The following is a 13991-nucleotide window of genomic DNA, read 5'->3' on the forward strand; positions in this document are numbered from 1 at the left end:
GTCGCGCAAGCCCGATCATCGGGTTTCCGGTTTCGGACGAAAACACAAAAGGCCGCCCGCAGGACACTGCGGACGGCCTTCGCATGGCCTTGGGAGGCAGTTATCGATCAGGCGGTCAGCTTGGCCGCGATCTTGGCGACGTGCGCGCCCTGGAAGCGCGCACCTTCGAGTTCGACCTCGGAGGGCATACGCGAGCCGTCGCCGCCGGTGATCGTGGAGGCGCCATAAGGCGTGCCACCCTTGATTTCCTCAAGACCCATCTGGCCTTGGAAAGCATAGGGCAGGCCGACGACGACCATGCCATGATGCAGAAGGGTGGGGATGAAGGAGAGGAGCGTCGATTCCTGGCCGCCATGCTGCGTGGCCGAGGAGGTAAAGGCCGAGCCGACCTTTCCGACCAGCGCGCCGGAGAACCAGAGGCCGCCGGTCTGATCGATGAAGTTGCGCATCTGCGAGGCGAAGCCGCCGTAACGGGTGCCGCAGCCGAAGATGATCGCGTCGTAGTCAGCCAGTTCCGCCGCCGTTGCAATCGGTGCGGCCTGATCCATCTTGTAGTGGGATGCCTTGGCGACATCATCGGGAACGAGTTCCGGCACGCGCTTTACGACGACGTCGGCGCCTTCTGCCTTCGCGCCTTCCGCGACCGCATAGGCCATGGCTTCGATGTGACCATAGGCCGAGTAGTAGAGAACCAGAACTTTTGCCATCGTGATCTCCTCAAGGATCGGCGTCTTTGCGTAGCGCTGCTTTACCACGTCGAGCAGGCGCTGTCAGAAACGCTTGGGATAACAGACTGTTCACTAATATTGACAATGCATCGTTCGGGATGAACGATGCGCGTTTTGACAAGGACATGCACGATGACCACGGACACGATCGTAACGGCCGCCATGCTGGCCATCGGCGACGAGCTTCTCTCCGGCCGGACCAAGGACAAGAACATCGGCCACCTCGCCGACCTCCTGACGATCTCCGGCATAGACCTGAAGGAGGTGCGAATCGTCGCCGATGACGAGGAAGCGATCGTTGCCGCGCTGAACGGCCTTCGCGGCCACTACGATTACGTCTTCACATCCGGCGGCATTGGCCCCACCCACGATGACATCACGGCCGATGCCGTGTCTCGCGCCTTCGGCGTCGAGTGCATCCACGATCCAGAGGCCATGACGCTGCTCGGCGACATGTATGCTCGCCGCAACATGGAGTTCACCGAAGCGCGCCGTCGCATGGCGCGCATGCCGAACGGCTCCACCCATATCCCGAATGCCGTCTCCACGGCTCCGGGTTTCGTCATCGGCAATGTCCATGTCATGGCCGGCGTACCGCAGGTGTTCCAGGCGATGCTCCAAGCCGTCCTACCGACACTGAAGACGGGTGCCACGGTGCTCTCGCGTTCCGTCCAGTCGCCGTTCGGCGAGGGCGATATCGGTGGCCCCCTGGGCGAGGTCCAGAAGGCGCATCCGGAAACGAGCATTGGCTCCTATCCAAAGTTCGACGGAACGTCCTTCTCGACGGAACTCGTCATCCGCGCCCGCGACGCGGCTATCCTGGTCGCAGCGGAAGCCGATGTGAAGGCCATGCTGGACGGCATCGCCGCGAGCCGGCGGACGTAGAGCTTTCCGTTCCGACAACTTTGTCCGACGGCGAAGCGAAGACGCGTCGCCTGGAAATGCCTAGCCCATCCCTGCGAGAATTCCGGGCACGGCGGAGAGATCCGCCGCCTGGTAGAACCGCGGATCGCCTTCGGGCGTCTCCGCATGTTCGTGGATCCATGTGAGGTCGTGCGGAATGAAGATAGCGTATGCCCCGGCGCCAAGAACCGGCAGAATATCGGATTTCAGTGAGTTTCCGATCATGACACAGCGGCCCGGCTCCGTGCCGTGCCGGGCAAAGATGCCTCTGTAGATGTCTTCCGTCTTGTCGCTGACGATCTCGATGCCATCGAAGAGCGGACCGAGGCCGGATGCGGCGAGCTTGCGCTCCTGATCGAACAGGTCGCCTTTCGTAATCATGACCAGCCTGTACCGGCCGGAAAGCGCATCCAGCGTTTCGCGCGCCGACGGTAGCAGGTCCACCGGGTGGCGCAGCATCTCGCGACCGATTTCCAGAATACGTCCGACGACATGTCCTGGCAATTCGCCGTCTGTCAGTTCCAGCGCCGTCTCGATCATCGACAGGGTGAAGCCCTTGATGCCGAAGCCGTAGAGCTCGAGATTGCGCCGCTCAGCGGCCAGCAGGCGTTCCGACAGATGGGCGGCCTCGCAGTGATCGGCAAGCAGGGCGGCGAAAGCCTCCTCCGTCAGGCGGTAGAACTGCTCGTTCTCCCAAAGGGTATCGTCCGCATCGAACCCAACGAGCAGCGGGCGGGTAACCGACAGCGACGAACGTGGCACGATCGTCAAGGCGCGACCGCGATGGAGAAGGGCAGATCGACCGCCGCGGTCCTTCCGGAATTCGTATCATCGAGGTGATAGCGCAGCACGTAGCTGCCGACGGGTGCTTCGCTGACATCCAGCGTCAGGGTCGCGAAGATTTCTGCATTTTTGCTGACGCCGGTGAAGGTGAAGTTTCCGAAGGCCTTCTGGCTGCCGAGAACGGTGCCGCCGGCATCCAGCAGGTCGAAATCGACCGTGAATCGTGTCTCCATTTTGTCGGGCACTTGCGCCGGCTTCCAGGTCAGTCCCATGGGTTCGATATAGGCCACGATCTTTTCACCCGGCTTGAAGACGCTGTTGGCGCGCGGCTCGAACATGCCGAAGCCGGAGGGGTCTCTTGCCACGAAGGTTGCGGTGCCAACAGCAAAAGGCAGGCCGGCCGAGAAGTCGCTGACGGCATTCCGGATGGCAGCGCGGGCACCCGCAACATCGCCGGAGGCGGCCATCTGCTCGGCACGGGTGGCGGCATCCACCAACGGGCCGGCGATAGCGCCGCCGACAGGCAGGATGCCCAGAACCAGAACCGCAAGACCGAACGCTCGCGCCGTTTTGAAGATCGACTGCATTTCCCCCACTCTCCCAAAGCTTCAGCGGCATCATCCAACCGATGCCACCCGGCATAACTGCCTGACCTCGCACGAAGTTTCGCAATTTGCGGGAACGAGTCAAGCCTCGTCGAGCGACCTTTCCTCCGCATGGCATCCGCGAGCGGTCTGTGGCATAGCAACCTGCACAGAGACGGATGTCGTCGGGCGGGATTCCATTGCGAATGCGCCGGGAACAGCAAGGACGGAACGATGAGCTTCACGCAGGATGTGGACACGGCAGCGCTGGCGCTGCGCGATCTCTTTCCCGAAACGCCCTTGCAGTTCAACGATCACCTGAGTGCCCGATACGGCGCGAAGATCTACCTCAAGCGCGAGGACCTCTCGCCCGTTCGCTCCTACAAGATCCGCGGCGCGTTCAACTTCTTCCGCAAGGCCATTGCGGCCGGTGTGCGGGATCGGATTTTCGTCTGCGCATCCGCCGGCAATCACGCCCAGGGCTTCGCTTTCGTCTGCCGCCATTTCGGCGTCGAAGGCATCGTGTTCATGCCCGTGACGACGCCGCAGCAGAAGATCGACAAGACGCGCATGTTCGGCGGTCCGTTCATCACCATCAAGCTCGTCGGCGACATTTTCGACCAGTGCTACAAGGCGGCGCGGGATCATGTGGAGGCGACCGGCGGCATGATGGTGCCGCCCTTCGACCATGCCGATATCATCGAGGGGCAGGCGACCGTCGCCGCGGAAGTTGCGACTCAATTGCCCGAAGGTGTCGTGCCCGACATGGTGATCATGCCGGTTGGCGGTGGCGGCCTTTCCGCCGGCATGACCGGCTATTTCGCAGGTCGAGTCGATCCGACCGGCTTCGTCTTCTGCGAGCCGGAAGGTGCTCCGAGCCTCAAGCGCAGTCTGGAAACGGGCGCCGTGGTGACGCTGGAGCAGGTCGATAACTTCGTGGACGGAGCCGCCGTCGGCCGCATCGGCGACCTGAACTTCGAGCGCCTGAAGCACTTTTCGGCAAGCCAGACGCTTCTTCTGCCTGAAAACGCGATCTGCGTAACCATCACAGAAATGCTCAACCTTGAGGGTGTCGTGTTGGAGCCGGCAGGCGCCCTTGCCATTACCGCGCTTGCCGAACTGGACGCAGCACAGCTTGCCGGCAAGACCATCGTGGCCGTCGTCTCCGGCGGCAATTTCGACTTCGAGCGCCTGCCCGACGTCAAGGAACGGGCAATGCGGCATCTCGGGCTGAAGAAGTACTTCATCCTGCGCATGGCGCAGCGGCCGGGCGCCTTGAAGGATTTTCTCGGCTTGCTCGGTGAAGAGGACGATATCGCCCGCTTCGAATATCTGAAGAAGTCTGCCCGCAACTTCGGCTCGATCCTCATCGGCATCGAAACCAAGCGGCCGGAAAACTTCCCCAGGCTGATGATGGCCTTCGATGCCGCAGGTCTGAAATATCAGGACATCACCGACAACGATATCCTGTCGAACCTCGTCATCTGATCGTTTACGGACTTTGACAACGACAGGACAGGAGGCTAAATCTTTTCCATGGCATCGTTTTTCTCCCGTCTTTTCGGCCGCTCCTCGTCCGACCCCGCTCCTGAAGCCGCCTCCGGCTCGACCGAATCCTATGGCGATTGCCTGATCCGGGCGACGCCGATGAAGGAGGGCAGCCAGTACAGGCTGTCCGGCGTCATCGAGAAAGACGTGGGCGGTCAGAAACTTTCGCGCAGCTTCATCCGTGCCGACATGTTCTCCTCAACGGACGAAGCCTCGTCTGCGGCCCTGCGCAAGGCGCATCAGATCATCGACGAGAACGGTCTTTCGCTGTTCTCGGACGGCGCTGCCAGTCGCCAGGTCTGATCCGTCAGGCTGAGCGGTCTATCCGGCAGTGATAGCAATTATTGCGCGACGAGCGCACATGCACGTAGGCGATCTCCGGCCGCTCCAGAATATGCAACGCTCGGTCGATGATGTCGGCTGTTGGCGTCACTGCGCCTGACCCGTAAACGATCCGATCCGCGTGGTCATAGCCTCTTACAATATAATCCGGGCTGCTCAAGATCGGCGGCAGGCATTCCTCCGCAACATAGCGTGCGCACGGAGTGGCATGCAGGAAGATCGGCCCTGTCTCTGCAAAGGCCTGTCGCGTTGGAAACGCGCGGTAGGCAAAGAGCAGGGCAGGCTCGTCGCCTGCGATATCTTCAAGGCAATGCCGGCACGGGTTGCCTTCACCATCCGATATGAAGCGTTCCGGCATAAGACCGTAAGCATCGGCACCGCCGTTCCAGATGTGCATCGCATCGTCAGTCGGCATGGCAGTAAAGCGGATCTTCGTCATGATGGTCTCCTTGCTGGTTGCAAGGATCATGACGAGACAGGCCCACGACCGACACCCGTTTCCGGACGGTCTGCCGTCAGAGCTTCCGAACGAGGTCGAGCATTTCGTCTTCGGTCAGGGGCACGAGTTCGCCTTCCCGCGTTGCGACCGGGGAGAAGCCGAACCGCTGGTAGAGCTGGATGGCGCGAGGGTGGTCGAGATTGTTCGTCTGGACCTTGACCACTTTCGGGCCATAGCTCCAACAGCCATAGAGCGCCTGCAACAGGAACCACTTGCCAAGGCCGAGACCGAGGGCACGCTCGAAGAGACCGAAATGCGTCAACTCGACGGTGTCGTCATCCACGTGCAGGACTTCGAAGAAGCCGGCCGGAGCGCCGTTGACGTAGAGTACGGTCACGCAATTGCGTTTGTCGTGCAAAACCGCAGTCAGCGCCTCGTCGTCGAGACGCAGGCGATCGACCCAATGCCAGCGGCGGCCGACCTGCAGATAGAGGAACCGGTAGTAGGCCGGCGGGATATCCACCACCCGCATCAGCGCCGTCTGGATATTGACCGGAAACGGCAGGCTCTGCTTCGGCGCTGCCGTCATTTCCAGCTCGGTGATGTGGATCGTGGCCGGCCGTCCCGGCACGAGCGTGATCCCGGCATCCACCGGTGCGTTGGTTTCCGTCCCGTTTGCTGCGACTGCGTCTACCAATTCCATGCGTGTTCCACTCTTCCCGTCTAAGGGTTACCGGTTGCAATCGCGGTGTCAGCGCGACTCCCCCATTCCGACCAGGAACCATCGTAGAGCGTATTATCGGTATGTCCAAGGGATTGCAGCGCCAGTGTGATGATCGCGGCCGTGATGCCGGAGCCGCAGCTAGTCACCACGGGCCTGTCGAGATCGATTCCGGCCTCAGCAACGAGTTTTTGCAACTCCGGCAGGGACTTGAAGCGGCCATTGGCTGCAAAACCTCCGGCCGGCAGACTGCGGGCGCCCGGCATATGGCCAGAGCGCATGCCGGCGCGCGGCTCGGCCTCCTCGCCCGTAAACCGGCCAGGGCTGCGGGCATCCGCGATCTGTCGGCGCCCCTCGCCGACGACATGCGTCATCTCGGTAAAGGACGTGACCGCGCGCGCGTCGAAGGTCGGGTTGAACACGGCCGGAAAGACGGGCGACGTCTCGGTCGTCACTGGCCGGCCTTCGCTTTTCCAGCCGTCGAGCCCGCCGTCGAGCACGTAGACTTCTTTTGCGCCCATCACGCGGAACATCCACCAGGCGCGGGGTGCGGAGAAGAATCCGGGACCGTCATAGACGACGATCGTGTCCGTATCCGCTATCCCCAAGGTGCCGACGGATGCAGCGAAAGATTCCGGTGCCGGCAGGGTGTGCGGCAGCCCGCTCGTCGCATCTGACAGTGCATCGTGGTCGAAGAAGATCGCCCCCGGAATATGACCGGCTGCGTATTCCGATTTCGGATCGCGCTTGTGCGCCGGCAGGTACCAGGAGGCATCGACGATGCGCAGGGTGGCGCCGCCGAGACGCTCCTGCAGCCAATCGCCGTTGACGACGAAGGGGCTTTTGTCTTCACGCATACTGGCAGATCCGTTCTCGGTTCAGGGGTCTCGGTTCAGGGATGGAAGGGTTCAGGCTGTGGTCTCCGGAGGGCCGAAGCGGATGCGGAAGCGCCGGTTCTCCTTGCCCTTCTTCTCGATCTTCGCGATGTGGATGTCGCCCACCTCCTGCGTCTCGGACACATGCGTGCCGCCGCAGGGCTGGCTGTCGATGGCGGCATCCTCGCCGATGCAGACGAGGCTTACGGACCCGAGGCCGACAGGCGGGCGCACGTTCTTCGACTTGACGATGTCCGGATTGGCCAGAAGCTCGTCATCCGTGATCCAGCGCAGCGTGATCGGATGATTGTCGCGAACGAGCGCCATCATCTTCGCGGTGACCGCGTCCTTGTCGATCGTCTCGCTCATGTCGAAATCGACCCGGCTTTCGTCCTCGCCGACCGCCGCGCCCGTGATCGGGTAGGGGCAGACGACCGAAAGGAGATGGCAGGCTGTATGCATCCGCATCAGCCTGTACCGGCGCGGCCAGTCGATATGCGCCACGATATCTTCGCCGACCTCCGGCCGCGCTTGGCCTTCGCCGGGCACATGAACGATCACCTCCTTGGTCGCACCCGTCCGTGTGGTGGTAATCTCGATCCGGCTGCCGTCGGAACGTTCAATAAAACCCCGATCGCCGGGCTGCCCGCCGGATGTCGCATAGAAAGGCGTGCGATCGAGCACGATACCGCCGTCTTCCAACACGTCGATCACCCGTCCCTCGCAGGTTGAGAGATAGAAATCTTCGCGGAACAGAGCTTCGGTTTTGTGTGTGGACATTGTCATGACGTCAGGCGCTTGCCGCTTCGTAGGGAACGTCGATCTTGCTGTGCCGGCTCAGGAAGTCTGGAACCGGCAGGCCTTTGGATTTCAGGAAATCCGGATTGAACAGCTTCGACTGGTAGCGATTGCCATAATCGCACAGGATCGTCACGATCGTATGTCCCGGCCCGAGATCCCGCGCCATCCGGATCGCGCCGGCGATGTTAATACCGGATGAGCCGCCGAGGCAGAGACCTTCCTTTTCGATCAGGTCGAACACCAGCGGAACAGCTTCGGCGTCAGGGATGCGGTAGGAATAGTCCGGCGTGAACCCTTCGAGGTTCGCCGTGATACGGCCTTGACCGATGCCTTCGGTGATCGAACTGCCCGGCGCCGAGAACTCGCCCTCGGTGTAGTAGCTGAAAAGGGCGGCCCCTTCCGGGTCGGCTAGTCCGATTTTGATATCCGGATTGAATCCGCGCAGGCCCTCCGCAACGCCAGCAAGCGTTCCGCCGGAGCCGACGGCGCAGATGAAGCCATCGACCTTGCCGTCGGTGTCGCGCCAGATTTCCGGCGCCGTCGTCTCGATATGCGCTGCCCGGTTGGCCGTGTTGTCGAACTGGTTGGCCCAGATCGCCCCATTCGGTTCCGTCCGCGCCAGCTGCTCGGCGAGGCGGCCGGAGAGTTTTACGTAATTGTTCGGATTGCGGTAGGGAACGGCGGGAACCTCGACCAACTCGGCCCCCAGCAGCTTCAGCGCGTCCTTCTTTTCCTGGCTCTGCGTTTCCGGGATGACGATGACGGTGCGATAGCCCAGCGCCTGCGCCACGAGCGCGAGTCCGATTCCGGTATTGCCGGCCGTTCCCTCGACGATAACGCCACCGGGGCGCAACGTGCCCTGACGTTCCGCTTCGCGAATGATGAAGAGCGCCGCACGGTCCTTCACAGACTGCCCGGGATTGAGAAACTCGGCCTTTCCGAGAATCGTGCAACCGGTCGCATCTGATGCCGCCTTCAAGCGGATGAGAGGCGTGTTGCCGATGGCGTCGAGAACGGAATTCAGTGCGGACATGTGTGGGACCTCTTGAAGGAGAATCGCAATGGAAGCATTGGCGGGCTTCAGCGCAACATAGCCGGACGCGAGGTGGCGGCAAGGCCGGCAGGGAAGGCAGACGAATTCTGCGGTATGGTGTTGACTTCTTTTGCCGCTGCAAAGACCAAGCTGCAAGGAAAACGGTTTTGCAAGGCGGCGCTTCGGCGCAATATTTGTCTTGAAGCGCACAAAGCACAATTCGGTGATCCACGGCGAAGACAGGATCGTAAGAAATCATTATCGTATGAGGGAGGCCCTTGCGAGGGCGGTGGATAGAGAGTGATGACGACGAGTGAGCTCGATACGGTAGATGCGCTGATGGCGCATTATGCATCTGGCATTTTGCCAGAGCCTGCTCGCGTTCTCGTTGCCGCGCATCTCGAACTGCAGTCTGCCAATCGGCAAACTGTGGCGGCATTCGAGGCAGCGGCCGGAGACCTCATCGAGGCGATCGACCCGTTGCCGCTGTCCGATCCCGAAAAAACTATCGCTGCTATTGTTTCAAGCCCTCGTTTATCGCTCGCTACAGCGCCGAGCCTCCAGCATATTGATAACGACGAATGGCCAGGCGTGTTGCGCGCGTTTGCCGGCTTCGACAGGGACGATATTCCTTGGCGCTGGAAGCTTCCCGGGTTGAAAGAATATGCGCTGGGCAAAATCGACGGCTGCGATGTTTCGTTCTACCGCATCCGACCGGGCCGGGCCATTCCAGAGCATACGCATGAGGGTTTCGAGCTTTCCCTGGTGCTGCACGGCGCGTTCAGCGATGTAAGGGGCCGTTTTGGTCGGGGCGACATCTCCGTTGCCGATGACAGTCTGGATCATCGTCCGGTCGCCGAGAGCGGCGAACATTGTATCGTTTTCGCGGTGACCGATGCACCGGTCAAATTGCGTGGCTCTCTCAGCCGCCGCCTCAGCGACCTGATTGGCTGAAACGCCGCAGGGCAAGCATCTTTCCGGATATTGCCACCGCTCTACGTCATCACCAGATCAATGAAAACAGGCATATCGCGCGCCTGGGAGAAACGGAACATGTCGTCTTTCATTGCACGCCCGGAACATGGTCTTGCCTGGGTCACGGGCGCCAGCTCGGGCATAGGTCGGGCGCTCGCTCTAAAGCTGGTGGCCGAAGGTTTCGGCGTGGTGGTCACCGCGCGAAGCCATGACAAGCTGGTGGCCCTGCAGCGAGAGGCGACGGGTCCCGGTCGCATCATCGTGCTCGATGGTGACGTGACCGATCCCGAAGATATGGAAAGGGTGATCGCTTCGATCGAATATGATCACGGCACGCTGGCGCTGGTGGCGCTCAATGCTGGCGTCTTCAAACCGGTTCATGGCGAGGATCTGCATCTCGAAGACTTTCAGGAAACCTTCTCGGTCAACCTGAACGGTGTGGTGAATTGCCTGCTGCCAGCGATCCGCCACATGAAGGTGCGCGGGCAGGGACAGATCGCCATCGTCTCCTCTGTCACCGGCTATGGCGGTCTGCCGACGAGCGGCGCTTATGGTGCGACGAAAGCCGCCCTCATCAATATGGCGGAGAGTCTCAAGTTCGATCTGGACAAGCAGGGCATCCGCATCCAGGTGGTCAATCCTGGCTTCGTGGATACGCCGGCAACCAAGGAAAATGCCTTCCCCATGCCGGCACTGGTCTCGCCGGAAGAGGCGGCAGGCGCGATCGTTGCAGGACTTCAGGGCTCGGGTTTCGAGATCACCTTCCCGAAGCGCTTTACCTATGTGCTGAAGTTCATCAACATCCTGCCCTATTGGCTGTATTTCCCTCTCATCAATGCTGCAACGGGTTGGAAAAAGCGCCCGTCCGTCAAGGCGCGGCTGCCGCGCGGCAAGCCGGAAGAGCCTCAGGCCGTGTGAAGCACGAGCACGGCGCCAAACACGAGCGCCAGCCCGACCCAGCCGATCGGCTTCAATGTCTGCTTGAACAGCAACCGCGCGCTGATGGCGGTTCCGAAGATGCCGGTCGCGCCGAGAATGCCGTAGGCGACGGCGAGGTCCATGCGACGCACGGCTTCCGCCAGAAGCGCGAAAGCCACCAGCACCAGCAGGATCGATAGAACACCCCAGCCCTTGCGGGAGAAGCCTTCGGATTTGCTGGAGGCGAGGTTTGCGGCAACATCGAACAGACCCGCAAGGACAGCGAGGACGAAGGGCCACTCAGGCAGGCTCATTGGTGGCCTCCGCAGGTGCGGTTTCATGGTCCTCGCCCGCATTGACGAGAATGATGCCGAGAACCGCCATGGCGAGCCCGATGAACTCCCGCAGGCTGAGATCGTGGTGGAAGAAGAACACCGACACGAGTGTTATCAGCGCAATGCCCGACCCTTCCCAGATGGCATAGGCCACGCCGACCGGCAGCGTTCGCACGGCCTTCGCCAGACAGACATAGGAAAGCGCTATCGCCATATACATGACGATATAGCCGTCCATTCCACCGGAAACGCTGGCGGCTTTCATGACGGTGAGGCCGATCACCTCGATGACGATGGCGAGCGCAAGGTAGAGCCAGGCAAGCCGGCGAGCGCCGCGCAGGCCGGCGGGCAGAGACGGTTCGTGTGTCATGATCTCTCAGGCGGTCGGTGCGATCGCCTCGCGTAGCTGACGCTGCATGCGTTCGTCCAGCGGAAATGTCCACATCAGTGCGATGGCGCAGAGTTTCAACGCGACCGGCACCCAGGCATAGAGCGCTGCGAGCGCGAACAGCGCATCGGCGCTGTTGTCGGCACCTGCCGCGGGGTCGAATCCGGCCGCAGACAGAATCGGAAAGACCAGCCCGGCGCCGATCGCCAGCGAAAGCTTCGTCGCCAGCCCCCAGGCCGCGAAGTAGAAGCCGCCCCGCTGCTCGCCGGAGACGGCCGTATCCGCGTCGATAACATCGGCCTGGATGGATGGCGGAAGTGCCAGATCGAACCCGAGGAGAATGCCCGTGACGACGCAGATGGCCCCGAAGCCGTAGAGGCCACCCGGCGGCAAGAGCGGCGCCAGCAGGAAGACGGCACAGGCGACGAGCATGCCGACCGACCAGGCGCGGTGCTTTCCGAAGCGGGCGGCGCAGGCGCTGGCAAGTGGCACGCCGCCGATGGCGCAAAGGAAGTAGAGAAACAGCAGCGGTCCGCGCATGTCCGGCAGGCCAAGCCGTGCGGAAACGAAGTAGAGAAACAGTGTCGCCGGAATGCCGTTTGCAAGCCCGTTGAGAAAATAGGCAAGGACCAGCCGCAGAAAAGGTTTGTTTCTCGCGAGAAAGCGCAGCGCATCCGGCAGGGACAGCCGCTCCTGCGTGCGGTTCGCGGGTTCGGGCACCATACGGACGGTCAGGCCGCCGAGGATAAGCAGGCCAAGGCCGACAACGATGCCGAGCACCGCCAGACCGGAAAGCCCCTTCTGCTCGAAGCCGATGGCAAAAGGAAGGACGATGGCAATCAGCGTACCAATCAGCGTGAAGGTCTCGCGGAAGGCGGAGAGACGGGTGCGCCCATGATAGTCGCCGACAAGCTCCGCGCCCCAGGCGGAGTATGGCACCATGGCCATGGTGGAGCCAAGCGAGACGACACATCCCCAGAACCCGAGCCATCCGGCACCCGCCGTCTCTGCCGGCCAGTAGAGCATCACGGCGGCAAGGGCCGCGACTGGAAGCGACATCAGGAACAGCAGCCGGCGGCGGCCGAATGCGGGATCCATCCTGTCTGCGGCATACCCGACCAAGGGATCCGAGATCGCGTCGAACAGGCGGATCAACAGGATCACCCAGCCAGCCGTCGCGATCGGCACGCCCAGCGTCTCCGTGTAATAGGTCGGCACGAGGGAGTAGAGGGGAAGGCCGAGGGCTGCCAGCGGTGCGGCGGGCAGGGCGTAGGCCAGAAGGGCGCGTACCGGGAGCTTTGCGTCCGAAAAACGGGCGGATGCGCGCGTCCCGTCCGGGAGATCATTCATAGACGACCTGTCGGACGTCGATATTCTTCGCGCGGAACCCGGCTTCGCAATAGAACAGATAGAATTCCCAAAGCCGCTTGAAGCGGATATCGAAGCCTAGCGGCTCGATCTTCGGCCAGACCGACCAGAAGCGCTCCCGCCATTCGGCAAGCGTCCGGGCATAGTCTAGGCCGAAGCCGAGATCTCCGACCATGTTCAGCCCGACCTTGGAGCCGAGCGAAACCAGATGCTCGCGCGTCGGCAGCATGCCGCCCGGGAAGACATATTTCTGGATGAAGTCGGGATTGGCGCGATATTCGCGATAGGATTCCGGCTTGATGGTGATGATCTGCAGGCCGGCCCGACCGCCCGGCTTAAGGCAGCGGCGGACCTGCGAGAAATAGGTCGGCCAGTATTTTTCGCCGACGGCCTCGAACATCTCGATGGAGACGACCTTGTCATAGGTTCCCGCCTCGTCGCGATAGTCCTGGAACTTGATGTCGACCTTGTCGGAGAGACCGGCCTTTTCCATCCGGGCGCGGGCGAAATCGAGTTGCTCGCGGCTGATCGTCAGGCCCGTCACGCGGCAGCCGATTTCGCCGGCCGCATATTCTGCGAAGCCACCCCAGCCGCAGCCGATTTCGAGCACATGGTCGCCCGGCCCGATATCCGCGGCATCGGCCAACGCCTTGTACTTCGCCCGCTGGGCAGACTGGAGGTCGTTCGCGCCCGTCGCGTAGAGCGCCGAGGAGTAGGTCATGGAAGGATCGAGCCATTGCGCATAGAACGCGTTGCCAAGGTCGTAATGGGCGGAGATGTTGCGCTTGGAGCCTGCCTTCGTGTTGGCGTTCATCCAGTGACGCATCTTCTCGACGAAGCGCAAAATGCCGCGAGCCCCGTTCGGGAAGTGCCGGCCCATCTCCGCATTGACGAGGAAAAGCTCGAGGAATGCCCCCACATCAGGGCTGTCCCAGTCGCCAGCCATGTAGCTTTCGGCCACACCGATGGTTCCGTTGGTCAGCGCACGCTGGGGCAGGTTCCAATTGTGCAACGTCACGGCTGCCTCCGGACCGTGTGCCCGGCCCTTGATGACGACGGTTCGTCCATCGGGCAGCGTCAGTTGCAGGCAGCCGGCCTCCATATTGACCAAGCCGCGAAGCACCATCTGGGCCTTCGCCGGCAAGCCTTTGATGAAACGGGAAATATTGTCCTTGGACAGACGCTCTGCGGGCGACTTCTCATCGCGCCATGTTTCAGCTGAACGCATCGCACAACCTTTCGGCAAACAT

At 61.8% G+C, this 13991-nt stretch carries 17 protein-coding genes; 5 read left to right on the plus strand and 12 right to left on the minus strand.

Going from position 1 to position 13991, the window contains the following annotated elements; translation table 11 throughout:
- Positions 1-107: 107 nt before the first annotated feature.
- On the minus strand, positions 108-707 hold the full coding sequence (gene wrbA, locus GA0004734_RS11080) for an NAD(P)H:quinone oxidoreductase (protein ID WP_062467978.1): 600 nt from the start codon (positions 705-707) through the stop codon (positions 108-110).
- 153 nt (positions 708-860) lie between these two features.
- Between wrbA and GA0004734_RS11085 the strand changes: the two genes are divergently transcribed.
- Complete coding sequence (locus GA0004734_RS11085) at positions 861-1613, plus strand: competence/damage-inducible protein A (protein ID WP_092933687.1); 753 nt, start codon at positions 861-863, stop codon at positions 1611-1613.
- Between the two features lie 60 nt (positions 1614-1673).
- Here GA0004734_RS11085 and GA0004734_RS11090 read toward each other — a convergent pair whose 3' ends face one another.
- Both GA0004734_RS11090 and GA0004734_RS11095 read right to left on the minus strand, forming a co-directional pair.
- Complete coding sequence (locus GA0004734_RS11090) at positions 1674-2402, minus strand: HAD family hydrolase (protein ID WP_245292399.1); 729 nt, start codon at positions 2400-2402, stop codon at positions 1674-1676.
- Positions 2399-3001 (minus strand): hypothetical protein, encoded by a 603-nt coding sequence (locus tag GA0004734_RS11095; protein ID WP_092933689.1) that lies wholly within the window; start codon positions 2999-3001, stop codon positions 2399-2401. The genes GA0004734_RS11090 and GA0004734_RS11095 overlap by 4 nt, the downstream gene beginning before the upstream one ends.
- Positions 3002-3232: 231 nt before the next feature.
- Here GA0004734_RS11095 and ilvA point away from each other — a divergent pair, with 231 nt between their 5' ends.
- Positions 3233-4486 carry a threonine ammonia-lyase gene (gene ilvA / locus GA0004734_RS11100; RefSeq protein ID WP_092933691.1) on the plus strand — a complete coding sequence of 418 codons (1254 nt, stop codon included), beginning with the start codon at positions 3233-3235 and terminating at the stop codon, positions 4484-4486.
- Between the two features lie 48 nt (positions 4487-4534).
- A complete protein-coding gene (locus GA0004734_RS11105) occupies positions 4535-4849 on the plus strand; it encodes an HlyU family transcriptional regulator (RefSeq protein WP_092933693.1) in 315 nt (104 codons plus the stop codon).
- A gap of 4 nt (positions 4850-4853) precedes the next feature.
- Here GA0004734_RS11105 and GA0004734_RS11110 read toward each other — a convergent pair whose 3' ends face one another.
- The 5 genes from GA0004734_RS11110 to GA0004734_RS11130 all read right to left on the minus strand — a co-directional run bounded on the left by GA0004734_RS11110 (position 4854) and on the right by GA0004734_RS11130 (position 8757).
- Entirely contained in the window at positions 4854-5327 is a 474-nt protein-coding gene (locus tag GA0004734_RS11110; RefSeq protein WP_092936200.1) for a DUF1203 domain-containing protein, read from the minus strand.
- Between the two features lie 76 nt (positions 5328-5403).
- Positions 5404-5916: a GNAT family N-acetyltransferase gene (locus GA0004734_RS11115; protein WP_092936201.1), complete on the minus strand. Its 513-nt coding sequence runs from the start codon at positions 5914-5916 to the stop codon at positions 5404-5406.
- Between the two features lie 134 nt (positions 5917-6050).
- Positions 6051-6905, minus strand: coding sequence for a 3-mercaptopyruvate sulfurtransferase (gene sseA, locus GA0004734_RS11120; protein WP_092933695.1), 855 nt, complete (start codon positions 6903-6905; stop codon positions 6051-6053).
- Between the two features lie 51 nt (positions 6906-6956).
- Complete coding sequence (locus GA0004734_RS11125; protein ID WP_092933697.1) at positions 6957-7703, minus strand: alanyl-tRNA editing protein; 747 nt, start codon at positions 7701-7703, stop codon at positions 6957-6959.
- Between the two features lie 10 nt (positions 7704-7713).
- On the minus strand, positions 7714-8757 hold the full coding sequence (locus GA0004734_RS11130; RefSeq protein WP_092936202.1) for a cysteine synthase A: 1044 nt from the start codon (positions 8755-8757) through the stop codon (positions 7714-7716).
- 303 nt (positions 8758-9060) lie between these two features.
- Here GA0004734_RS11130 and GA0004734_RS11135 point away from each other — a divergent pair, with 303 nt between their 5' ends.
- On the plus strand, positions 9061-9711 hold the full coding sequence (locus tag GA0004734_RS11135; protein WP_092933699.1) for a ChrR family anti-sigma-E factor: 651 nt from the start codon (positions 9061-9063) through the stop codon (positions 9709-9711).
- Between the two features lie 99 nt (positions 9712-9810).
- Positions 9811-10650 carry an SDR family NAD(P)-dependent oxidoreductase gene (locus GA0004734_RS11140; protein ID WP_092933701.1) on the plus strand — a complete coding sequence of 280 codons (840 nt, stop codon included), beginning with the start codon at positions 9811-9813 and terminating at the stop codon, positions 10648-10650.
- Here GA0004734_RS11140 and GA0004734_RS11145 read toward each other — a convergent pair.
- Genes GA0004734_RS11145 through GA0004734_RS11160 form a run of 4 tightly spaced genes read right to left on the minus strand, consistent with a single transcriptional unit; the run spans position 10638 to position 13969 of the window.
- Positions 10638-10964 carry a DMT family transporter gene (locus GA0004734_RS11145; RefSeq protein WP_092933703.1) on the minus strand — a complete coding sequence of 109 codons (327 nt, stop codon included), beginning with the start codon at positions 10962-10964 and terminating at the stop codon, positions 10638-10640. The two genes, GA0004734_RS11140 and GA0004734_RS11145, sit on opposite strands and share 13 nt — an antisense overlap.
- Positions 10951-11355, minus strand: a complete 405-nt coding sequence (locus tag GA0004734_RS11150; protein ID WP_092933705.1) for an SMR family transporter — start codon at positions 11353-11355, stop codon at positions 10951-10953. The genes GA0004734_RS11145 and GA0004734_RS11150 overlap by 14 nt, the downstream gene beginning before the upstream one ends.
- Before the next feature lie 6 nt (positions 11356-11361).
- The gene (locus GA0004734_RS11155; RefSeq protein WP_092933707.1) at positions 11362-12723 is read right to left on the minus strand and encodes an MFS transporter; all 1362 of its coding nucleotides are present in this window, start codon (positions 12721-12723) and stop codon (positions 11362-11364) included.
- Entirely contained in the window at positions 12716-13969 is a 1254-nt protein-coding gene (locus tag GA0004734_RS11160; protein ID WP_092933709.1) for an SAM-dependent methyltransferase, read from the minus strand. The genes GA0004734_RS11155 and GA0004734_RS11160 overlap by 8 nt, the downstream gene beginning before the upstream one ends.
- Positions 13970-13991 lie beyond the last annotated feature (22 nt).

Origin of the sequence: Rhizobium sp. 9140 (assembly GCF_900067135.1) — a bacterium.
GTDB lineage: Bacteria > Pseudomonadota > Alphaproteobacteria > Rhizobiales > Rhizobiaceae > Ferranicluibacter.